Source organism: Lysobacter defluvii IMMIB APB-9 = DSM 18482 (assembly GCF_000423325.1).
In the GTDB taxonomy this organism is placed as follows: Bacteria; Pseudomonadota; Gammaproteobacteria; order Xanthomonadales; family Xanthomonadaceae; genus Novilysobacter; species Novilysobacter defluvii.
This window is the reverse complement of record NZ_AUHT01000008.1, coordinates 202,398-222,740: the sequence shown is the minus strand read 5'-3', so window position 1 is coordinate 222,740 and position 20,343 is coordinate 202,398. Positions and strand designations below refer to the sequence as shown.

Below are 20,343 nucleotides of genomic sequence, written 5' to 3'. Positions count from 1 at the left end.
CAACTTCGGCGATCCTGCAGGGATTTTCTGGACAGCCGGGACGGCGTGTTCCACACTGCCGCCCTTTCCCGTGGTCCCCGGCGATGGCGCAACTGCTGGTCCTGCATGGTCCGAACCTCAACCTGCTCGGCACCCGCGAGCCGGAGGTGTATGGCCGCATGACCCTCGCCGAGATCGATGCCCGCCTGCACCGCCGCGCCGAGGCGGCCGGGCACCGGGTCGAGTGCTTCCAGTCCAATGCCGAGCACGCCCTGGTCGACCGGGTGCAGGCGGCGGCGACGGACGGCACCGCGTGCATCGTGATCAACCCGGCCGCCTTCACCCACACCTCGGTGGCCCTGCGCGATGCACTGGCCGCGGTGGCGATCCCCTTCTACGAGGTGCACCTGTCCAACCCACATGCGCGCGAGCCGTTCCGCCACAAGAGCTACTTCAGCGACCTGGCCGTCGGCGTGGTCGCCGGCCTCGGGGCGGACGGCTACGCGCACGCACTGGACGCCGCCATCGCGCGGCTGGCCACGGACCCGGCCTGAGATCCCAGGCTGCCGCGACGCGCGGCGCCCTCCCGAAAACCAGAAAGAGGCTCCGACCATGGACCTGCGAAAGATCAAGAAACTCATCGACCTGCTCGAAGATTCCAACCTCGCCGAGATCGAGATCCGCGAGGGCGAGGAATCCGTCCGCCTGGCGCGTACCCCCACCGCTGGCACGCACACCTACGTGGCCGCCCCCGCCGCGCCCGCCCAGGTGATGCCGATGAGCTCGCCCGTGCAGGCCGCGACCGGCGGGCGCCCGCAGGCACCGGCCGAGTCCGAGCCGGCGCAGTCCGGCCCGGACTTGCCCGATGGCCACGTCGTGCGCGCGCCGATGGTCGGCACCTTCTACGCCGCCTCCGCGCCGGACAAGCCGCCGTTCGTCACCGTCGGCCAGCAGGTCAAGGCCGGCGACACGCTGGGCATCATCGAGGCGATGAAGATGTTCAACCCGATCGAGGCCGACACCTCCGGCACCGTGCTCAAGATCGTCCCGGAGAACGGCGAGCCGGTCGAGTTCGACCAGCCTCTGTTCGTGATCGGGTAAGCGGCCATGCTCGACAAGGTCGTCATCGCCAACCGCGGCGAGATCGCGCTGCGCATCCTGCGCGCGTGCCACTCGCTGGGCATCCGCACGGTCGCGGTGCACTCCACCGTGGACCGCAACCTCAAGCACGTGGCCATGGCCGACGAGTCGGTCTGCATCGGTCCGGCGCCGTCGGCGCAGAGCTACCTCAACATGGCGCAGATCATCGCCGCCGCCGAGGTCACCGACGCCCAGGCCATCCACCCCGGCTACGGCTTCCTGGCCGAGAACGCCGACTTCGCCGAGCGCGTCGAGGAGTCCGGGTTCGTCTTCATCGGGCCCAGGGCCGACACCATCCGCCTGATGGGCGACAAGGTCGAGGCGATCCGCGCGATGAAGGAAGCCGGCGTGCCCTGCGTGCCCGGCAGCGGCGGCCCGCTCGGCGATGACCCGGCCGAGAACATCCGCATCGCCCGCGAGATCGGCTACCCGGTGATCGTCAAGGCCTCCGGCGGCGGCGGCGGGCGCGGCATGCGCGTGGTCCACACCGAGGCGGCGCTGGTCAACGCGATCAGCACCACCAAGGCCGAGGCCAAGGCGGCGTTCGGCAACGACATGGTCTACATGGAGAAGTTCCTGGAGAACCCGCGCCACGTGGAGATCCAGGTCCTCGCCGACGGCCAGGGCAACGCCATCCACCTGGGCGAGCGCGACTGCTCAATGCAGCGCCGCCACCAGAAGGTGGTCGAGGAAGCCCCGGCGCCGGGCATCACCCCGGAGCTGCGCGCGGAGATCGGCAAGGTCTGCGTCGAGGCCTGCCTGCGCATCGGCTACCGCGGCGCCGGCACCTTCGAGTTCCTGTTCGAGAACGGGCGCTTCTACTTCATCGAGATGAACACCCGCATCCAGGTCGAGCACCCGGTCACCGAGATGGTCACCGGCGTGGACCTGATCCGCGAGCAGCTGATGATCGCCGCCGGCCAGAAGCTGTCCATCCGCCAGGAGGACATCGTGCTGGAGGGCCACGCGATCGAATGCCGGATCAACGCCGAGGACCCGGAGTCGTTCCTGCCCAGCCCCGGCCAGGTCCACCACTTCCATGCACCCGGTGGCCCGGGCGTGCGCGTGGACAGCCACGTCTATGCCGGCTACACCGTGCCGCCGAACTACGACTCGATGATCGGCAAGCTGATCGTGCACGGCCCGGACCGCGAGACGGCGATCTGCCGCATGCGCGTGGCGCTCAGCGAGATGGTGGTCGACGGCATCCGCACCAACATCCCGCTGCAGCAGCGGATCATGGCCGACGTGGGCTTCCAGCAGGGTGGGCAGAACATCCACTACCTGGAGAAGCGGCTGAAGGAGCAGAAGGAGAAGTCGCTCTCCATCGGGTGACCCGCCATGGCCTTCCTTGAACTCTCCATTCCGTGCACCGAGGCCGAGCAGCCGCGCATCGAGCGGGCGCTGGAGGACGTAGGCGCGCTGTCGGTGACGATGGTCGACGCGCACGCCGACGCGCCCGACGAGCAGGCGATCTTCGAGCCCGGCGTGGGGCAGACGCCGCTATGGGGCGAGATGGTGCTGACCGCCCTGTTCGAGGGCGGCACGCCAAGCGAATTGCTCCTGCATGCGCTGTCCGCGCTGGACCACGGCGTGGACTGGTCGAACGCCAGCTTCCGCGAGGTCGACGACCAGGACTGGGAACGGGCGTGGATGGACCAGTACGAGCCGCTGCGCTTCGGCGAGCGCACCTGGATCGTGCCGTGGAACCACGAGCTGCCGGCGGAGGCGGACACGCCCGACGCCGCGATCGTGCGCCTGGACCCGGGCCTGGCCTTCGGCTCCGGCACCCATCCGACCACCGCGCTGTGCCTGCGCTGGCTCGACCAGCTCGCCGCTGAAGGCGTGCTGCAGGGCGAGCGCGTGCTCGACTTCGGCTGCGGCTCCGGGATCCTCGCGCTGGCGGCGCTGAAGCTCGGCGCCGCGACCGCGACCGGGGTCGACAACGACCCGCAGGCGCTGGCGGCGACGGCCGACAACGCCGAACGCAACGACCTCGACGACCGCCTGCAGGTGTTCCTGCCCGCGGACGAGCCGGAGGCGCGCTACCCGGTGGTGGTCGCCAACATCCTCGCCTCGGCGCTGGTCGAGCTGGTCGATGTCCTCGCCGCGCGCGTGGAGTCTGGCGGGCGCATTGCCCTGTCCGGCATCCTCGCCGGCCAGGAGGACGAGGTGCTGGCGGCGTACCGCCCCTATTTCGACCCGCTGCGCGTCGAGCAGTCGGAAGACTGGATCCGCATCGATGGCGTGCGCCGCTGACCGGTTGCCCCCGCTGATGGACACCGTGGCCTGCTGATGTTCGTGCCCTGCCCCCACTGCGGCTTCCTGGTGGCGCTGAGTGCCGGCGGCGAGGCCGACCGGCAGCCCTGTCCCCGCTGTGGCGGGGCGCTGGAGGATGACGCGGCAGGGGCCGCGCCTGTGGCCGACGCCGCGACATCCAAGCAGCCGGTGCCGCCTGCGGCTGCCGTGAAGTCGCCCGCCACGAAGTCCCCTGCGGGCCGCGGAGCTCGCGTGGCGACCCCGGCATTTGCACGCCGCCGCGCGCCCGATGGCGGCCGACGCGGACAGGCGTGGTCCTGGCTGGCGGTCGCCGTGTTGGGGGTGCTGCTTGCGCTCCAGCTGTTCCTCGCGCAGCGGGCGCAACTCGCAGCCGACGCAGGCACCCGTCCGTTCGCCACTGCCGTGTGTTCGGTGCTCGGCTGCACGGTGCCGCCGTGGCGCGAGCCCTCCGCCTGGACCATGCTCTCGCGCGATGTCGCGCCCTCCGCCAGCGAGGCCGGCGTGCTCGAGGTGACCGCCGCCTTCCGCAACCAGGCGCGCTGGCCGCAACCGCTCCCGGTGCTCACCCTCTCGCTCACCGACCGGCATGGCCGGGTGGTCGCGGCGCGGGCGTTTACCCCGGAGGAGTACCAGTCCAGCGGCGTGCCGTCCGTGGTCGCCAGCGGCGAGGCGGCGCAGGTCCACCTGCGCGTGCGCGAGCCGGACACGGACATCGTCGCGTTCTCGTTCGAGTTCCGCTGAACCGTTCCGTCCCACGCAACGCCCTGCCTGCCCGGCGCGGTCGCGTTAGACTACCCCGCCGCCAGCGCGCGACCGGTGTGCGTGGTGCAGGGGGAGTTCCATCGGGGGAAGTCCTTGAACGCTGTATCCGACCGCAACGTGCCGGCGCCGCCGGCAGGCCCGCTCTCCAGGAGCCGCACGCCGCTGCGTGAACACGTCGGGATCGCCGTGCGCCGCTACCTGCGCGACATGGGCGAGTGCACCGACGCCGACCTGTACCAGGTCGCCCTGGCCGAGCTCGAGATCCCCCTGCTGACCGAGGTCCTGGCCCACTGCGACGGCAACCAGAGCCGCGCCGCGGAAGTGCTTGGCATCCACCGCGCCACGCTGCGCAAGAAGCTGCGCGAGTACGGACTGGCCTGACTGTCCCGGCCTGACGCGCCCTGCGGCGCAAGCGCCGTTTCAACGGGGCGACCCGGGGCGGCGGCTATACTTTGCCGCCCTCCCAGTCCGCCTTCCGGAGTCCCCATGCACGCCGCCTCCCTGCCGCCGGTGAAGATCCGCCGCGCGCTGCTTTCCGTCTCCGACAAGACCGGACTGGTCGAGCTGGCACGGGCACTGGCCGACCGGGGCGTGGAGCTGCTGTCGACGGGAGGCACCGCCAGGGCGATCCGCGAGGCCGGCCTTCAAGTGCGCGACGTCAGCGACGTGACCGGCTTCCCGGAGATGATGGACGGGCGGGTCAAGACCCTGCACCCGGTCGTGCACGGCGGCCTGCTGGGCCGCGCCGGCGTCGACGAGGACGTGATGGCCGAGCACGGCATCGGCGCCATCGACCTGCTTGTGCTGAACCTGTATCCGTTCGCGAAGGTCTCCGCCGACCCGTCCAGCAGCTTCGAGGACATCATCGAGAACATCGACATCGGTGGTCCGGCGATGCTGCGCTCGGCGGCCAAGAACTTCGCCCGCGTCACCGTGGCGACCGACCCGTCGCAGTACGACGCGCTGCTGCAGGAGCTGGAGGCCAACGACGGCGCGATCGGCGGGTCGACCCGCTTCGCGATGGCGGTGGCCGCCTTCAACAACGTCGCCTTCTACGACGCCTGCATCAGCAACTACCTGTCGGCGCGGCAGGACGACGGCAGCCAGGGACTGTTCCCGGCGCAGAGCAACAGCAACTTCACCAAGGTGATGGACCTGCGCTACGGCGAGAACCCGCACCAGGCGGGCGCCTTCTACCGCGACCAGTGGCCGGTGCCGGGCACGCTGGCGACCTTCACCCAGCTGCAGGGCAAGGAGCTGAGCTACAACAACCTGGCCGATGCCGACGCGGCCTGGGAGTGCGTGCGCCAGTTCGAGGCCCCGGCCTGCGTCATCGTCAAGCATGCCAACCCCTGCGGCGTGGCCGTGGCGTCGGGCAACACCGAGGCCTACGAGGCCGCGTTCGCCACCGATCCGACCTCGGCCTTCGGCGGCATCCTCGCCTTCAACCAGCCGCTGGACGCCGGTACGGTCAAGGCCATCCTCGACCGCCAGTTCGTCGAGGTCCTGATCGCCCCTGACTACGACGCCGGCGCACTGGAGTACGCCGCGAAGAAGGCCAACGTGCGCGTCCTGCGCATCCCGCACGGAGACGGGCGCAACAACTTCGACGTCAAGCGCGTCGGCTCCGGGTTGCTGATGCAGACCAGCGACAACCGCGAGGTCACCCGCGACGAGCTGAAGGTGGTCACGAAGCTGGCGCCGACCGATGCCCAGCTCGACGACCTGCTGTTCGCCTGGCAGGTGGCCAAGTTCGTGAAGTCCAACGCGATCGTCTATGCGAAGGGCGGCCGCACCGTGGGCGTGGGCGCCGGGCAGATGAGCCGGGTGGTCAGCGCGAAGATCGCCGGACTCAAGGCCGAGGAGGCCGGGCTGCAGGTACCGGGGTCGGTGATGGCGTCGGATGCGTTCTTCCCGTTCCGCGACGGCATCGACGCCGCCGCGGCCGCCGGGATCAAGGCGGTGATCCAACCGGGTGGCTCGATGCGTGACAGCGAGGTCATCGCCGCCGCCGATGAGCACGGGATCGCCATGGTGTTCACCGGCGTGCGCCACTTCCGCCACTGATGACGGTCGTCCTGCTCTTCCTGGTTGGCCTGGCGGCGCTGGTGGGTGGCGCCGAGGTGCTGGTGCGCGGGGCATCGCGGCTCGCCCTGGCGACCGGCCTGTCGCCCCTGGTCATCGGACTCACGGTAGTCGCGCTCGGCACCAGCGCACCGGAGCTGGCGGTGGGGATCGACGCCGTGCGCGGCGGATCGGCGGACATCGCGATGGGCAACGTGGTCGGCAGCAACATCACCAACGTGCTGCTGATCCTCGGGATCAGTGCGCTGGTGCTGCCGCTGGTGGTGTCACGCCAGCTGGTACGGCTGGACGTGCCGGTGATGATCGGCTGCTCGGTGCTGGTGCTGCTGCTTGCGCTGGACGGCACCATCGGCCGCTGGGAAGGCGGTCTGCTGGCGGCCGTGGGTGCCGCCTACCTGGCGCTGCAGGTGGTGCTTGGGCGGCGCGAGGGCAACGACGAGGCTCCCGGAGTGCCCGCCGGCAAGCCCGGGAACATGCTGCTCAACATCGCAATGGTCGTCGCCGGGCTCGTGCTGCTGGTGCTGGGCGCCGGCTGGCTGGTGGACTCGGCGGTGGAGATCGCCGGTCGGCTGGGCGTGAGCGAGCTGGTCATCGGGCTGACCGTGGTCGCGGTCGGCACCTCCGCGCCCGAGCTCGCCACCTCGGTGATCGCCGCCGTGCGCGGCGAGCGCGACATGGCGGTCGGCAACGTGGTCGGCAGCTGCGTGCTCAATCTGCTGGTGGTGCTGGGGCTGACCGCGGTCTTCGCGCCAAATGGCGTGCCGGTCGGCCATGCAGTGATCACCTTCGACCTGCCGGTGATGATCGCCACCGCGGTCGCCTGCCTGCCGATCTTCTTCACCGGCCACTGCATCCAGCGCTGGGAGGGCGCGGTGTTCCTGGGCTACTACGTCGCCTACACCGCGTACCTGTTGCTGGACGCGACCGGACACGATGCGCAGCCTGCCTTCGGCATGGTGATGATGTACTTCGTGGTCCCGCTCACGGTGCTCACCCTGGCCGTGGTGCTGGTGCGCTCGCTGCGCGAACGGCGGGCTGCGGGCGGCGTCAGCTAGGCCGGCGCTCGCGCCAGATTCCGGGATCTACCCCGTCCGCCAGGTCCGCGTGGTCGGCGATGTGGAACACCGGGGACCGGCCCGCCGCAAGCTGGCGGTCGTAGTCGCGGGTCAGCTTCACCACCACGCCCGCCAGCATCACGATCGCCACCAGGTTGATCGAGGCCATGATCGCCATCGCCGCGTCGGCCGCGTCCCAGACGATCTGCACCCTTGAGTACACGCCCCAGACGATCACCGCGAGCGCGGCGAGGCGCAGGACCAGCAAGCCCGCCTTGCCGCCGCCCAGGTAGAGCAGGTTGTTCTCGGCGTAGGTGTAGTTGCCCAGGATGGTGGTGAAGGCGAAGAAGAACATCGCGATCGCCACGAACCAGCTGCCGGCCTCGCCGAAGAACACCGTCATCGCCTGCTGGGTCACCCGCACGCCGTCGTGACCATCGGCGACCACGCCCGACAGCAGGATCACGAAGCCGGTCGCGCTGCAGATCAGCAGGGTGTCGATGAATACGCCAAGCGACTGCACCAGGCCCTGGCTGGCCGGATGGTGCGGCACTGGCGTGGCCGCGGCGGCGACGTTGGGCGCGCTGCCCATGCCCGCCTCGTTGGAGTACAGCCCGCGCTTGACGCCGTTGAGCATCGCCGCGGCGATGCCGCCCAGCACCCCGCCCGCCGCCGGTTCCAGTCCGAAGGCGCTGCGCACCACCAGCGACAGGACCGCCGGCACCTCGGCAAGGTTGGTCGCGACCACCCACAGCGCCAGCGCCAGGTAGCCGACCGCCATGAAGGGGACTGCCCATTCGGCGAAGCGCGCCACCGAGCGCAGGCCACCGAAGATGATCACCGCGGTGAGCAGCACCAGCCCGATGGCGATCTGCGCGCGGCTGAAGCCGAACGCGTCCCCCAGTGCCAGCGCCATTGCGTTCGCATGCACGCTGCTGAAGACCAGGCCGTAGGTCAGCAGCAGCGCCACCGCGAAGGTGATGCCCATCCAGCGCTTCCGGAGTCCGAGGGTCATGTAGTACGCCGGACCGCCGCGGTACTGCCCGTCGGCGTCGCGCACCTTGTACAGCTGCGCGAGGGTGCTCTCGGCATAGGCCGTCGCCATCCCGACGATCGCGGTGCACCACATCCAGAACAGCGCCCCCGGGCCGCCCACGCCCAGCGCGATCGCCACCCCGGCCAGGTTGCCCGTACCCACGCGCGAGGCGAGGCTGGTGCAAAGCGCCTGGAACGGCGAGATGCCCGCGTCGTCGCCGTCGGTGCCGCGGCCGATCACATGCAGCATGTGCGGCAGGCGGCGGATCTGCAGGAAACGCAGCCGCAGCGTGAAGAACACGCCGACGCCCAGCAGGCCGTAGACCAGCACGTAGTTCCACAGCACGCCGTTGACCAGGCCGACGACCGGCGACAGTGCCGACTCCACCAGCTGCACCAGGAAGTCCATCGGCGTTCCCATGCGGTAAACCGATGATGCTAGCAGCGGGCACGCAGGCCGGCGCCGCAACTCGCCCGGCGCGGGGCGCCCCCGTAGAATCCCCGGATCCCGCACGCCCTACCAAGGTGCCCCATGAAAGTGCTCGTCATCGGCTCCGGCGGCCGCGAACACGCCCTCGCCTGGAAGCTCGCCCAGTCCCCCCGCGTGGACGAGGTGCTGGTCGCCCCCGGCAACGCGGGGACGGCGACCGAGGTCGGGTGCCGGAACGTGCAGGTGGCGGCCACAGACATCGAGGGACTGCTCCGGCTCGCGGCGGACGAGGGCGTGGCGCTGACCGTCGTCGGCCCGGAGGCCCCGCTGGTGGCCGGGGTGGTCGACCGCTTCCGCGACTCGGGGCACCGCATCTTCGGCCCCACTGCCGCGGCCGCCCGGCTGGAAGGCAGCAAGGCCTTCGCCAAGAACTTCCTGGCCCGCCACGGCATCCCGACGGCGCGGTACGAGGTGCATACCGAGGTCGGCCCGGCGCTCGACTGCGTGCGCGCCATGGGCGCGCCGGTGGTCGTGAAGGCGGACGGGCTGGCCGCGGGCAAGGGCGTGATCGTGGCCACGACGATCGAGGAAGCCGAGGCCGCGGTGCGCGACATGCTGGCCGGCAACGCGTTCGGCGACGCGGGCGCGCGGGTGGTCATCGAGGAGTTCCTCGACGGCGAGGAGGCCAGCTTCATCTCGATCGTCGACGGCGCCACCGCGCTTCCGATGGCGACCAGCCAGGACCACAAGCGCGTCGGCGACGGCGACACCGGCCCCAACACCGGCGGCATGGGCGCCTACTCCCCTGCCCCGGTGGTCACGCCGGAGGTGCACGCGCGGATCATGCGCGAGGTGGTCGAGCCGACCGTGCGCGGCATGGCGGCGGACGGCGTGCCCTTCACCGGCTTCCTGTACGCCGGGCTGATGATCGGCCGGGACGGCGCGCCGAAGGTCATCGAGTTCAACGTCCGCTTCGGCGACCCGGAGACCCAGCCGGTAATGATGCGGCTGCGCTCGGACCTGCTGGACCTGTTGGAAGCCGCGGTCGACGGCAGGCTGGAGGGCGTCGAGGCCGACTGGGACCCGCGTGCCAGCCTCGGCGTCGTGATGGCCGCCGAGAACTATCCCGGCACGCCGCGCACCGGCGACGTCATCAGCAGCTGGGACGTACCCGAGCCGGAGGACAGCAAGGTCTTCCACGCCGGCACCCGGCTGGTCGACGACCAGGTGGTCACCGCCGGCGGCCGCGTGCTGTGCGTATGCGCCCTGGGCGAGGACGTCGCCGAGGCGCAGCGCCGTGCGTACGAGGCGGTGGCAGGCATCTCCTGGCACGGCGAGTTCCATCGCCACGACATCGGCTGGCGGGCGATCGAGCGCGGTTGAGGCCGCCCGCGCGATGGCCAACAACCAGTACGCGCTGCTCGGCCAGCGCCGCTTCCTGCCGTTCTTCCTGACCCAGGCGCTGGGGGCGTTCAACGACAACGTCTACCGCCAGGCGATCATCGGCATGCTGTTCTGGCTGGGCGTGTCCAGCGGCGACATGGCGCTGTACGCCAACCTCGCGCCTGCACTGTTCATCCTGCCGTACTTCCTGTTCTCGGCCATCGCCGGGCAGATCGCGGAGAAGGTCGAGAAGGCCACGCTGATCCGCATCACCACGGCGATGGAGATCGCCATCATGTCGCTGGCGGCGTTCGGCTTCGCCACGACGAACATGGCGCTGCTGCTGGTGGCGCTGTTCCTGACCGGCGTGCAGTCGACGCTGTTCGGCCCGGTGAAGTACTCGATGCTGCCGGCGGTGCTGCAGCCGCGCGAGCTGACCGGCGGCAATGGCCTGGTCGAGATGGGCACTTCCCTCTCGATCCTGCTGGGCATGATCGCCGGCGGCTCGGTGTTCGCCGTGGCCGGCGAGCATGGCCGCTGGGTCGCGGGCGCGGCGCTGGTCGCGCTGGCGGTCACCGGCCACCTGGTCAGCCGCGCGATCCCCCCGGCGGGTGCCGGCGAGCCGGGGCTGAAAATCAACTGGAACCCGATTCCCGAATCGCTGGCCGTGCTGCGGCTGGCGAAGAACCAGCGCGCGGTGCGCAACGCGGTGCTGGGCGTGTCCTGGTTCTGGTTCTTCGGCACCATCATCACCAGCCAGCTGCCCGCCTATGCGGACGTCAACCTGGGTGGCTCGGCGACGCTGTACATCTTCGCGCTCGCGCTGTTCTCGATCGGCACCGGTACCGGCTCGCTGCTGTGCGAGAAGCTCTCCGCGCGCACGGTGGAGATCGGCCTGGTGCCGCTCGGTTCGGCCGGCATGAGCGCGTTCCTGCTCGACCTCTACTTCGCCCGGCCCGGCCCCGCGCTGGCCAGCGGGCTGGACGTAGCCGGTTTCCTCGCCGCCGAGGGCAGCGCCCGGATCGTCATCGACCTGCTGGGCATCGGGGTGTTCACGGGCTTCTTCGTGGTGCCGCTGTTCGCGCTGATCCAGAGCCGTACGCCCAAGGCAGAAATGGCCCGCGTGTTCGCCGGGCTGAACATCCAGAACTCCGGCTTCATCGTCGCCGCCTCGCTGGTTGGCCTGGCCACGCAGCGCCTGCTGGGCTGGGACGTGCCGCAGTTGCTGCTGGCGCTCGCGATTGCCAACGCGCTGGTGGCGGCGTGGATCTTCACGATCGTGCCCGAGTTCGCGATGCGCTTCGCCAGCTGGCTGCTGGTGCGGACCCTCTACCGGCTGCGCGCACGTGGCATCGACCACGTACCGGAGGAAGGCCCCGCGCTTGTCGTGTGCAACCACATCAGCTACATGGACGCGCTGCTGCTCGCCGCGAGCATCCCGCGACCGGTCCGCTTCGTCATGTACTACCGGATCTTCAACGTCCCCGGCCTGCGCTGGATCTTCCGGACCGCCCGCGCGATCCCGATCGCCGGGGAACGCGAGGACCCGGCGCTGATGCAGCGTGCGTTCGAGGAGATCGATGCAGCGCTGGCGAACGGCGAGGTGGTGGGGATCTTCCCGGAAGGCCGGCTGACGGCGGACGGCTCGATCGCGCCGTTCCGGCCGGGCGTGGAGCGCATCCTGGAGCGCCGGCCGGTGCCGGTGGTGCCGATGGCCCTGCGGGGGATGTGGGCGAGCATGTGGAGCCGGCGGGATGGGCGGCTCGGGCGCTCGCGGCTGCCGCGGCGTTTAAGAGCGCGCGTCGAGGTGGTCGCCGGGGCGCCGCTGGATGGGAGCCGGGTCACGGCGGCGGAGCTGGAAGCGGTCGTGCGTGGGCTGCGCGGGGACGCGGAGTGAGCCGCTAGCTGACGAAGCCGGCGATCACGAACAGCGCCAGCACCACCAGCCAGGCGAGCAGGCAGCGCCACACCAGCGCCATGGCCTTGCGCAGGCGGACCACCCCGCCGTCGCCCACGTACGGATCCGCGCCCGCCCCGGGCGGCGCGACGGTGCCGTCCCAGGCCAGCTCGCTCGCCACGGCGGCACGCCCCGCGGCACCGAGGAAGTCCGCCCGAGGCTGCAGGCCGGCGCCGCCGGCGGCACGCCAGGCGGTGACCACGCGGTCGAAGCTTCCCACCAGCGCAAGCGCCAGGCTCATCAGCTGGGCCACGGGCCACTCGATCCAGCGCAGCACCGCACTCGCCCCGCGCGCGGTCCCAGCCGGCAGCCGCCCGGCCGCCGCGGCCGCGGCCAGCAGGGCCACCAGCCGGTAGCCGACCGCGCCCACCGGCCCGAGCAGCAGGAACCACAGCAGCACCCCGAACCAGCGCCGGAGCGCGTTCCGGAACACCGCAGTCACCAGCGCGTCGGCGTCGGCAGGCGCCACCCCGCTGTCGGAGAGCGCGACGGCGGCATGGCGGCGGGCAATAGGGTCCGGAGCGTCCACGACCGCATCCACGTCGCGGTCCAGGTCCCGCGGCCCCCATGCGTAAAACAGCGCGGCGACCCCGAACAGCAGCCCGCCCAGCCCCCACACCGCGTCGTCCAGCAGGCCCTGCAGCAATCCGACCAGCAGCAACGGCGGAACCACCGCCAGCACCACGCCCCAGCCGCTGCGCCACCATGCGGCGAGCGCCGGCCGCGCGGCCAGCCAGCGCAGCCAACGCGCGAACCAACGATGGTCGCGGACGGCCCGCGCTAGGCCCGGCGCAAGATGGCCGAGCACGAGCGCGAGCACGGTGGCGATCAGGGTCAGGGCCATGGGCGGATGCTACCGCGCGACCGCGTCCAGCCAGTGTTCGATCAGCCAGCGCGCGATCGAGACCGACGGCGGCAGGGTCGGACCGGTGCCGTCGTCGTCGACATCGCGCGCCAGCGCCCGGCGGACCTCGTCGGGGGTGAACCAGCGCGCGTCCTCGAGCTCGTCGAACACCCGGGGCTCGTCCGGATGCGCCAGCGCCATGTACCCGAGCATGAGCTGGCCGGGGAACGGCCACGGCTGCGAACCCATGTAGCGGCAGGCGCGGACGCGCACCTGCGTCTCCTCGAGCACCTCGCGGGCGACGGTCTGCTCCAGGGTCTCGCCGGGTTCGACGAAGCCCGCCACCAGCGAATAGCGGTGCGGGATCCAGGTGGCCGGCCGGCCGAGCAGCAGGCGCTCGCCATCGGTGACGGCGGCGATGATCGCCGGGTCGGTCCGCGGATAATGCTCGCGCCCACAGTTGCTGCACCGCCCGAGCCAGCCGCCGCGCTCGAAACCCAGCGTGCCGCCGCACAGGCCGCAATGGCGATGGCTGTGCCGCCAGTGCAGCAGCGCGCGCGCCTGCGCGAACACCCCGGCATGGAAGGCCGACCAGGTGCCTGCCGCGGTGCGCACGTCCACGCGCAGCGGGGCATCCACCGCGGCGGTCTCGGCATCCAGGGCGAACCAGGCCGTCCCTTCCGGATCCAGGCCCAGGAAGATGGAGATGCCCGGCCCGCTGCTCAGCTCGCGTCCGAGCGGGGCGTGCGGCGTATCGTCGGTATCCGCCAGGGCGCGGCCTTCGCGGTCGACCAGCAGCACGCGGCCGTCCCGCCAGTGCCGCGCCAGCGCCTCGGGGTCCTCACGCAGCGCATCGGCGCGGTCGAGCGCGCCCACGCAGGCCGGGTCGTCGCCGGTCGGCAGCAGGGAGCCGCCCGGGGCGAAGGCACCGGCCCCGACGAAGCCGAACGGGGCCGTCCGCCCGCTCACGCAGTGAACGAGGAACCGCAGCCGCAGGTGGTCTTCGCGTTCGGGTTGCGGATCACGAACTGGGCCCCATGCAGGCTCTCGGTGTAGTCCACCGTGGCGCCCATCAGGTACTGCAGGCTCAGCGGATCGACCAGCAGGGTGACCCCGTCGGTCTCCACGCCCAGGTCGTCCTCGGCCTGCTCCTCGTCGAACTCGAACCCGTACTGGAAACCGGAGCAGCCGCCACCCTGGATGTAGACCCGCAGCTTGAGGTCCGGATTGCCCTCCTCCGCCACCAGCTGCGCGACCTTGGCCGCCGCCGCGGGGGTGAAGTCGAGCGGACGCTCGATGGCGTGGTAGTCGGGCGCTTCGTCGAGGCCCGGCAGGGGGATGATCTGGCTTTCCATCCCTGCAGCATGGGGCGCGCGGCGGGCGCGTTCAAGCGCCCGGGGCCGGATGGTTCATTCCGCGGAACGGCTTTCCTGCGCGGGCTGGGAACCGGCGGACTGGGCGCCCGTCGCCTCGGCCCAGGTGAAGGACTGCTCCACGTCGGGGCCGTTCTCCGGGTCCAGCTGCACGTTCACCCGCACCGGCTCGAAGCCCTCGGGCAGGAACACGTCGCCGCGCACCTGCTGGAAGTAGCGGAACGAGAAGTCCACGCCCGGCGCACCCGGCTGCTGGCGCAGGTCCTCCCATTCCAGCGTCTGCAGCCGCCCGCCCAGCGAGCCCTCGATGGACAGGGTCACGTTGCCGGCGCTGACCACCTCGCGGTCCAGGTTGCGGGTCAGGGTGACGCTGAAGTGCCAGGCCCGCTCGCTCTGCGGCTGCATGCGGATGGCGTGCACGTTCAGGCCGCGGCGCTGGGCAGTGGAGCCGACCAGTCGCTCGTAGAAGGCGACGTCCGCCCGCAGGCCGGCGATCTCCTCGTCGCGCATCGCCAGCGCGCCCTGCAGTTCGCGGTTGGCGTCCCGGCTGATCTGGTCCGAGCGCGAGAGCGTGGCGGTCCTCTGCTGCTCGGACGCGAGCTGCGCCTGCAGCTCTTCCAGTTGTTCCTGCGTGCGCGACAGCTCCCCGCGCAGGTCGCCCGGGGCCGGCACGGCGACGCGCCACAGGCCCCAGGCACCGAACAGCAGTGCCAGCAGCAGCACACCGCCAGCGATCGCCAGCGTGCGCATGGGAATGAAGAGACCCGGGTCGGCCGTGCCGTCCGGGTCGGGAGGAGGTACGGGTTGTCCAGGAGGTGGGGTGGCCATCGGGTCACCGGCTGTGGACCGGCGCCAAGACTACCCGCACTGGCGTGATGATCAGCCTGCGACGGCGGAAAGGCGCGCCTTGGAGCCGGACTCTTCGGCCTCGGCCGCCTCGGCCGCCTCGGCCTGCGCCGCATGCACCAGGCGCCCGGTGAGCACCGCGCCGGCCGCCATCTCGACCACCTGGTAGTGCACGTCGCCGGTGACGCGCGCCTTGGGCGCCAGCTGGACCCGGCCGCTGGCGTGGATGTCGCCGTCGACCTGGCCGTTGATCACCACCATCGGGGCACGCACCTCGCCCTCGATGCTGCCGCCCTCGGCCAGGGTGACGACCGCCTTGGCGTCCTCGCCCGCGATCACCCGGCCGACCACGCGGCCTTCGATGTACAGCCCGCCGTCGAAGTGCAGGTCGCCCTGCAGCACGACCTTCGGTCCGATCAGCGTCTCGACCGGGCCGTCGACCGCCACGGCCTTCGAATTCTTGAACATCACACGTCCCCTCGGGATTGGGGCTGCATCCAGGCCAGCGCCTGCTCGAGGTTGGCGTCGGGCCCGCGCAGCTGGACCTTCACCCGCTGCGGGGTGAAGCCCTCGGGCAGCATCACGCTGCCTTCCAGGCGCTGGAAATAGCGGAAGGCGAAGGTCTGCGCCGGCGCCGCGTCGCGCTGGTGCAGCGCGTCCCAGTCCAGCTCGGCCAGCTGGCCGTCCTTCACCCCCTCGATGGTGAAGCGCAGCTGGCCCCGGCTGGGCGCGGTGCGCTCCAGGTCCTGGGTCAGCACGATGTCGTAGGCCCAGCTGCCCGCGGCCTGCGGGACGAACTCGGCCGAGTGCACGTTCAGGCCCTTGCGCGGGCCGTCGCCGGCGGCGATGCGCTCATAGAAGGCCAGGTCCGACCGCAGCCGGGCGATCTCGGCCTCGCGCTCGGCCAGCTCCTGCTGGATCTCGCGGTTGGCCGCGCGGCTGACCTGGTCCGAGCGCGCCAGTACCGCCTGCTGCTGCCGCAGCCGGTCCAGCTCGGCGCTGGCCTCGTCGAGCTCGGCCTGCAGCGCGCGCGCGCCGGCACCCTGCAGCACGGCGGGCGGCGCGGAGTGCCAGCTGGCGGCGGCCCAGGCCGCGGCCACGCTCAGCACCCAGCCCAGCGCGAGCGCCGGCCAGAACAGGCGTCGTCGGGGTGCCTGCGGCACCACCCGGTAGCGTTGGATGTTCCCCGGTGCGTCCATATCCCACGGGGCGCGTGGGCGCCCGTGATCCCCATATACTCGGCGTCCGAGTCTACGGGGTTCGCGCCATGAGTGATGCGCACCTGTTCGCAGTTGGGATAGTCCTTGCCTGGCTGGCCGGGGTCCGCGCCTACCTGACCGTGTTCGGCGTCGGCGTGGCCGGGTACTTCGGCTGGCTGGACCTGCCACCGGCCCTGGAGGCGACCACCTCGCCCTGGGTGCTGGGCGTGTGCGGACTGCTGGCGGCGGTGGAGTTCTTTGCCGACAAGATCCCGGGGGTGGACTCGGCCTGGGACCTGGTCAATACGCTGGCGCGGGTTCCTGCGGGGGCGTTCCTGGCGGCGGCGACGCTTTCGCCCGACGGGGAGCTGGGCGCGGGGGCGATGCTGACGGGGGCCGCGGTGGCCATGGGCAGCCACGTGCTGAAAGCCGGCTCTCGGGTCGCCCTCAACACCTCACCGGAACCGGTGACCAACTGGACGGCCTCGGTCGGCGAGGACGTGGCCGTCGTGGGTGGGCTGGCGCTGGTGTTTGCGTATCCGTGGGTGGCGTTGGGGAGTGCGTTGCTGGTGAGCGTGGCGGTCGGCGCGATGCTTTGGTGGTTGTGGCGGGTGGTGTTTCGGCGCAAGGGTGGAGAAACGCGATAGCGTCGTAGCGGGACGGACCCTTGGGGCGCAATGGCAGGACCCACCTTTCACGGGCATGGCTGCCGCCCTCACGAACTCCCGGGCACCATGCAGGCTCCTCCTGCAGGCATGCCCCATGTCCCGACCCTCTTCGCGGCGCAGATGGATGGTGGCCGTTGCGGCTGTTGGCCCGGTGTTACTCCTGGCCTGGCTCGTCGCGCTTCTGCGCGGACCGGTCGTGCCGGGCTACGAGGTAGCAACCGGGCCGCTGGTGCAGCAGGTCGTGGGTACGGGGCGCGTGGTGGCGCCGTCACGCGTCCAGGTGGGGGCGGAGATCGCCGGGCTGGTGCTGGAGCGGCGCGTCACCGACGGTGACCGGGTGGAACCGGGCGACGTGCTGGTGGTGCTGCGAGCAGCCGATCTGGAGGCGCGCCGGGACGAGGCCCGCGCCGCGCTGGAGACGCTGCGCGAGACGGAACGGCCCGATGCCCAGGCAAGGCTCCAACAGGCGCGGGCCGAATTGGCACAGGCCGAGCGGGAGGCCGCCCGGCGCAGTGAACTTGGCGATCGCCAACTGGTGTCCCGCGAGAGCGTCGAGCAGGCGACGCAGGCCGTGGTGGCAGCGCGGGCTGCCGCGCGGCAGGCGGAGCTCGCGGTCGCGAGCCTGGACGGCGGTGCGCGCGAAGCCCAGGCACGGGAGCGGCTGCGCGCCGCCGAGGCCGAGCTCGCGCGCTCGGTGATCCGCGCCACCGTGGCGGGCACCGTGCTGACCCGCGACGTGGAACCCGGCGACACGGTGAATCCCGGCGACCTGCTCCTGGAGATCGCCCGCGACGCGCCCGGCGAGATCCTGGTGCCGCTGGACGAGAAGAACCTGACCCGGCTTGCCGTGGGCCAGGACGCGACCTGCATCGCGGATGCGTTTCCGGCACGCCCCTTCGCAGCCAAGGTCCACCACATCGCGCCGGGCATCGATCCGTCCCGCGGGACGGTGGATGTCCGCCTGCGCCTGGATCCCGAAGCCGACTTCGTGCGCCAGGACATGACGGTCACCGCGACCATCCTCACCGGCCGCCGCGACGCAGCGCTGGCGGTTCCGAACGACGCGCTGCTCGATGCCCGGGACGGCTCGGACCAGGCCACCGTGCTGCGGGTGCGGGGTGGCCGGGTCCAGAGGACGCCGGTACGGCTGGGGCTGCGCGGACTCGCAATGAGCGAGGTGCTGGAAGGGCTGCAGGCCGGCGACCACGTGGTCGCCGCCGGCGCGCTGGAGCCCGGCTCGCTGCCCGCCGACGGCAGCCGCGTCCGCATCGAGGGCCAGCCCGCCCCGGACCCGGGCGCCAGCACCCGCGGCGAGTTGCCGGTCTCGTTCGACTGAGCGATGTGGATCGAGTCCACCATCGCGATGCGCTTCCTGCGGCAGGGTCGCGCGCAGACGCTGTTGATCCTGTTCGGCATCGCCGTGGGGGTTTCGGTGATCGTATTCGTGACGGCCCTGATCGCGGGGCTGCAGGACAACATCATCGAGCGCACCCTCGGCACGCAGGCGCATGTCCGGGTGGAGGCACCGCGTGAGGTGAGCCGCATTGCCCCGGCCCCGGAGGGGACGATCCAGCTGGTGCTGGAGGATCCGCGCCCGCAGGCGTTGCGCCCCATCGACAACTGGCTGCAGGCGCGCGACGTGCTCGACCGGCTGCCCGGGGTGGTCGCGGTTTCGCCGGTGGTGTCCGGCCCTGCCTTCGGGCGCCGCGGCGAGGCGGTGGAGTCGGTGGCGCTGGTCGGCGTCGACCTGCCCCGCTACCTGCAGGTGATCCCGCTGGACGAGAACATGGTGGAGGGCCGACTGATCGTCGGCTCGGGCAACGGCGTGGTGGGACGGCAGCTCGCGGAGGACCTCGGCCTGCGTCTCGGCGGCAAGCTCCGACTGGACGCCGGCGACGGGCGCGAGGCCATCGTCAACGTGGCAGGCATCTTCGAGCTGGGGGTGCGCGAGCTGGACGCGCGATACGTCTACCTCGACCTCAAGCAGGCCCAGGCGCTGCTCGGCCTGCCGGGCGGGGTCACGGTGATCGACCTGACCGTGGAAGACCTGTTCGGGGCGGACCGGATCGCGGCCCGGATCGACGGACTCACCGGCCTGCAGGCGGAGAGCTGGATGGAGACGAATGCGCAGCTGATGAACGCGCTGACCTCCCAAAGCATGTCGACGCGGATGATCAGCTTCTTCGTGGCGATCTCGGTCGCGCTCGGCATCGCCAGCGTGCTTGCCGTCAGCGTCGCCCAGCGCACGCGTGAGATCGGCATCCTGCGCGCGATGGGAACCCGCCGCCGGCAGATGTTGCAGGTGTTCCTGGTGCAGGGCGCGGTGCTGGGGCTGGCCGGATCGTTGTTGGGCGCACTGGCGGGCTGGGGCCTGGTGGCGGCCTTCAACAACTTCGGGCCCGGGCTGTTCACGGTCCCGATGCCTGCCGCTTTGATCCCGTCGGCGATGGCGGTGGCAACGCTGGCGGGCGTCGGGGCCGCGCTCGTGCCGGCCTCGCGCGCGTCGCGACTGGACCCGGTGGAGGCGATCCGTGGCTGAGGCAGCGAAGGACGTCCTGCGCCTGGAAGGCCTGCGCAAGTCCTACAACCTGGGGCGGCCCAACGAGGTCGAGGTGCTGCACGGCATCGACCTGTGCGTGGACAGTGCCGACTTCGCGGCCCTGGTCGGCCCGTCCGGTTCGGGCAAGAGCACGCTGCTGAACCTGATCGGCCTGCTCGACTCCCCGACCGACGGCGAGCTGTACCTGCAGGGCGAGCCCACGCGCGAGATGGACGACGAGGCACGCACGGCGTTGCGGGGGCGGCACATCGGCTTCGTGTTCCAGTTCCACCACCTGATCAGCGCCTTCACTGCCCTGGAGAACGTGCTGATGCCATGGATGGTGGCCAACGGAAGGCCCGACAGTGAGATCACCGACCGGGCCCGCGGCCTGCTTGCGGACGTGGGGCTGGAGAAGTACCTCGACCGGCGGCCGGACGAGCTGTCAGGCGGGCAGCAACAGCGCGTCGCCATCGCCCGCGCACTGGTCACCCGCCCGTCGCTGCTGCTGGCGGACGAGCCCACCGGCAATCTGGACACGAAGACGGCCGCGGAGGTGTTCGAACTGCTGCGGCGCTTCAACGAGCAGTTCGGCTGCGCCGTGCTGGTGGTCACGCACGACCCGCGGCTGTCGGAGACCTGCGACCGGACCATCAACCTGGTGGACGGGAGGATCGTGTCGGACGAGCACTAGCTCGTGGTGTTGCCGATACGGCGACGCTTGTTGCCCGCTCGGCACCAGCCGCGTGCAGGCACAAAAAAACCCGC

General features: G+C 71.3%; 21 protein-coding genes. 14 read left to right on the top strand and 7 right to left on the bottom strand.

Annotated features, from left to right (window positions below; all coding sequences use genetic code 11):
* The first annotated feature begins 83 nt into the window (after window positions 1-83).
* The 8 genes from aroQ (at window position 84) to G545_RS0108890 (ending at window position 7,301) form a co-directional block, all read left to right on the top strand.
* Entirely contained in the window at window positions 84-533 is a 450-nt protein-coding gene (aroQ, locus tag G545_RS0108925; protein WP_027070072.1) for a type II 3-dehydroquinate dehydratase, read from the top strand.
* Window positions 534-591: 58 nt separating this feature from the next.
* The gene (gene accB / locus G545_RS0108920) at window positions 592-1,080 is read left to right on the top strand and encodes an acetyl-CoA carboxylase biotin carboxyl carrier protein (protein WP_027070071.1); all 489 of its coding nucleotides are present in this window, start codon (window positions 592-594) and stop codon (window positions 1,078-1,080) included.
* A 6-nt stretch (window positions 1,081-1,086) separates the two neighbouring features.
* A complete protein-coding gene (accC, locus tag G545_RS0108915) occupies window positions 1,087-2,454 on the top strand; it encodes an acetyl-CoA carboxylase biotin carboxylase subunit (protein WP_027070070.1) in 1,368 nt (455 codons plus the stop codon).
* A 6-nt stretch (window positions 2,455-2,460) separates the two neighbouring features.
* Complete coding sequence (gene prmA / locus G545_RS0108910; protein WP_027070069.1) at window positions 2,461-3,378, top strand: 50S ribosomal protein L11 methyltransferase; 918 nt, start codon at window positions 2,461-2,463, stop codon at window positions 3,376-3,378.
* Window positions 3,379-3,630: 252 nt separating this feature from the next.
* Window positions 3,631-4,140, top strand: a complete 510-nt coding sequence (locus G545_RS15375) for a DUF3426 domain-containing protein (protein ID WP_161625783.1) — start codon at window positions 3,631-3,633, stop codon at window positions 4,138-4,140.
* 114 nt (window positions 4,141-4,254) lie between these two features.
* Complete coding sequence (locus G545_RS15990) at window positions 4,255-4,542, top strand: helix-turn-helix domain-containing protein (protein ID WP_036136113.1); 288 nt, start codon at window positions 4,255-4,257, stop codon at window positions 4,540-4,542.
* Between the two features lie 105 nt (window positions 4,543-4,647).
* The gene (gene purH / locus G545_RS0108895; RefSeq protein ID WP_027070067.1) at window positions 4,648-6,228 is read left to right on the top strand and encodes a bifunctional phosphoribosylaminoimidazolecarboxamide formyltransferase/IMP cyclohydrolase; all 1,581 of its coding nucleotides are present in this window, start codon (window positions 4,648-4,650) and stop codon (window positions 6,226-6,228) included.
* A complete protein-coding gene (locus G545_RS0108890; RefSeq protein WP_027070066.1) occupies window positions 6,228-7,301 on the top strand; it encodes a calcium/sodium antiporter in 1,074 nt (357 codons plus the stop codon). Before purH ends, G545_RS0108890 begins: the two co-directional genes overlap by 1 nt.
* On the opposite strand, the gene G545_RS0108885 is transcribed toward G545_RS0108890, so the two are convergent.
* The gene (locus G545_RS0108885) at window positions 7,294-8,757 is read right to left on the bottom strand and encodes an alanine/glycine:cation symporter family protein (protein ID WP_197050183.1); all 1,464 of its coding nucleotides are present in this window, start codon (window positions 8,755-8,757) and stop codon (window positions 7,294-7,296) included. The genes G545_RS0108890 and G545_RS0108885 overlap by 8 nt on opposite strands.
* Before the next feature lie 111 nt (window positions 8,758-8,868).
* Here G545_RS0108885 and purD point away from each other — a divergent pair, with 111 nt between their 5' ends.
* A complete protein-coding gene (purD, locus tag G545_RS0108880) occupies window positions 8,869-10,149 on the top strand; it encodes a phosphoribosylamine--glycine ligase (protein ID WP_027070064.1) in 1,281 nt (426 codons plus the stop codon).
* A 13-nt stretch (window positions 10,150-10,162) separates the two neighbouring features.
* On the top strand, window positions 10,163-12,046 hold the full coding sequence (locus tag G545_RS0108875) for an MFS transporter (RefSeq protein ID WP_027070063.1): 1,884 nt from the start codon (window positions 10,163-10,165) through the stop codon (window positions 12,044-12,046).
* Between the two features lie 4 nt (window positions 12,047-12,050).
* Here the strand turns inward: G545_RS0108875 and G545_RS0108870 are convergent, their stop codons facing one another.
* The 6 genes from G545_RS0108870 to G545_RS14250 all read right to left on the bottom strand — a co-directional run bounded on the left by G545_RS0108870 (window position 12,051) and on the right by G545_RS14250 (window position 16,368).
* Window positions 12,051-12,950 (bottom strand): hypothetical protein, encoded by a 900-nt coding sequence (locus G545_RS0108870; protein ID WP_027070062.1) that lies wholly within the window; start codon window positions 12,948-12,950, stop codon window positions 12,051-12,053.
* A 9-nt stretch (window positions 12,951-12,959) separates the two neighbouring features.
* Entirely contained in the window at window positions 12,960-13,853 is an 894-nt protein-coding gene (nudC, locus tag G545_RS0108865; protein ID WP_407059637.1) for an NAD(+) diphosphatase, read from the bottom strand.
* 62 nt (window positions 13,854-13,915) lie between these two features.
* Entirely contained in the window at window positions 13,916-14,305 is a 390-nt protein-coding gene (erpA, locus tag G545_RS0108860) for an iron-sulfur cluster insertion protein ErpA (protein WP_036138834.1), read from the bottom strand.
* Between the two features lie 54 nt (window positions 14,306-14,359).
* Window positions 14,360-15,073 (bottom strand): DUF6776 family protein, encoded by a 714-nt coding sequence (locus G545_RS14255; RefSeq protein ID WP_052347302.1) that lies wholly within the window; start codon window positions 15,071-15,073, stop codon window positions 14,360-14,362.
* 129 nt (window positions 15,074-15,202) lie between these two features.
* A complete protein-coding gene (locus tag G545_RS0108850; RefSeq protein ID WP_036139544.1) occupies window positions 15,203-15,637 on the bottom strand; it encodes a bactofilin family protein in 435 nt (144 codons plus the stop codon).
* Window positions 15,637-16,368 carry a DUF6776 family protein gene (locus G545_RS14250; RefSeq protein ID WP_052347301.1) on the bottom strand — a complete coding sequence of 244 codons (732 nt, stop codon included), beginning with the start codon at window positions 16,366-16,368 and terminating at the stop codon, window positions 15,637-15,639. Before G545_RS14250 ends, G545_RS0108850 begins: the two co-directional genes overlap by 1 nt.
* A gap of 68 nt (window positions 16,369-16,436) precedes the next feature.
* Here G545_RS14250 and G545_RS0108840 point away from each other — a divergent pair, with 68 nt between their 5' ends.
* The 4 genes from G545_RS0108840 (at window position 16,437) to G545_RS0108825 (ending at window position 20,269) form a co-directional block, all read left to right on the top strand.
* A complete protein-coding gene (locus G545_RS0108840) occupies window positions 16,437-17,015 on the top strand; it encodes a DUF4126 domain-containing protein (RefSeq protein WP_027070058.1) in 579 nt (192 codons plus the stop codon).
* Between the two features lie 172 nt (window positions 17,016-17,187).
* A complete protein-coding gene (locus tag G545_RS0108835) occupies window positions 17,188-18,372 on the top strand; it encodes an efflux RND transporter periplasmic adaptor subunit (protein WP_197050168.1) in 1,185 nt (394 codons plus the stop codon).
* A gap of 3 nt (window positions 18,373-18,375) precedes the next feature.
* On the top strand, window positions 18,376-19,575 hold the full coding sequence (locus tag G545_RS0108830; protein WP_027070056.1) for an ABC transporter permease: 1,200 nt from the start codon (window positions 18,376-18,378) through the stop codon (window positions 19,573-19,575).
* Window positions 19,568-20,269 carry an ABC transporter ATP-binding protein gene (locus G545_RS0108825; protein WP_027070055.1) on the top strand — a complete coding sequence of 234 codons (702 nt, stop codon included), beginning with the start codon at window positions 19,568-19,570 and terminating at the stop codon, window positions 20,267-20,269. The genes G545_RS0108830 and G545_RS0108825 overlap by 8 nt, the downstream gene beginning before the upstream one ends.
* Window positions 20,270-20,343 lie beyond the last annotated feature (74 nt).

Coding starts and splice junctions, on each gene's coding strand:
- aroQ (WP_027070072.1), top strand. CDS start 84: ATGGCGCAACTGCTGGTCCTGCATGGTCCGAACCTCAACCTGCTCGGC.
- accB (WP_027070071.1), top strand. CDS start 592: ATGGACCTGCGAAAGATCAAGAAACTCATCGACCTGCTCGAAGATTCC.
- accC (WP_027070070.1), top strand. CDS start 1,087: ATGCTCGACAAGGTCGTCATCGCCAACCGCGGCGAGATCGCGCTGCGC.
- prmA (WP_027070069.1), top strand. CDS start 2,461: ATGGCCTTCCTTGAACTCTCCATTCCGTGCACCGAGGCCGAGCAGCCG.
- purH (WP_027070067.1), top strand. CDS start 4,648: ATGCACGCCGCCTCCCTGCCGCCGGTGAAGATCCGCCGCGCGCTGCTT.
- G545_RS0108890 (WP_027070066.1), top strand. CDS start 6,228: ATGACGGTCGTCCTGCTCTTCCTGGTTGGCCTGGCGGCGCTGGTGGGT.
- G545_RS0108885 (WP_197050183.1), bottom strand. CDS start 8,757: ATGGGAACGCCGATGGACTTCCTGGTGCAGCTGGTGGAGTCGGCACTG.
- purD (WP_027070064.1), top strand. CDS start 8,869: ATGAAAGTGCTCGTCATCGGCTCCGGCGGCCGCGAACACGCCCTCGCC.
- G545_RS0108875 (WP_027070063.1), top strand. CDS start 10,163: ATGGCCAACAACCAGTACGCGCTGCTCGGCCAGCGCCGCTTCCTGCCG.
- G545_RS0108870 (WP_027070062.1), bottom strand. CDS start 12,950: ATGGCCCTGACCCTGATCGCCACCGTGCTCGCGCTCGTGCTCGGCCAT.
- erpA (WP_036138834.1), bottom strand. CDS start 14,305: ATGGAAAGCCAGATCATCCCCCTGCCGGGCCTCGACGAAGCGCCCGAC.
- G545_RS14255 (WP_052347302.1), bottom strand. CDS start 15,073: ATGCGCACGCTGGCGATCGCTGGCGGTGTGCTGCTGCTGGCACTGCTG.
- G545_RS0108850 (WP_036139544.1), bottom strand. CDS start 15,637: ATGTTCAAGAATTCGAAGGCCGTGGCGGTCGACGGCCCGGTCGAGACG.
- G545_RS14250 (WP_052347301.1), bottom strand. CDS start 16,368: ATGGACGCACCGGGGAACATCCAACGCTACCGGGTGGTGCCGCAGGCA.
- G545_RS0108840 (WP_027070058.1), top strand. CDS start 16,437: ATGAGTGATGCGCACCTGTTCGCAGTTGGGATAGTCCTTGCCTGGCTG.
- G545_RS0108830 (WP_027070056.1), top strand. CDS start 18,376: ATGTGGATCGAGTCCACCATCGCGATGCGCTTCCTGCGGCAGGGTCGC.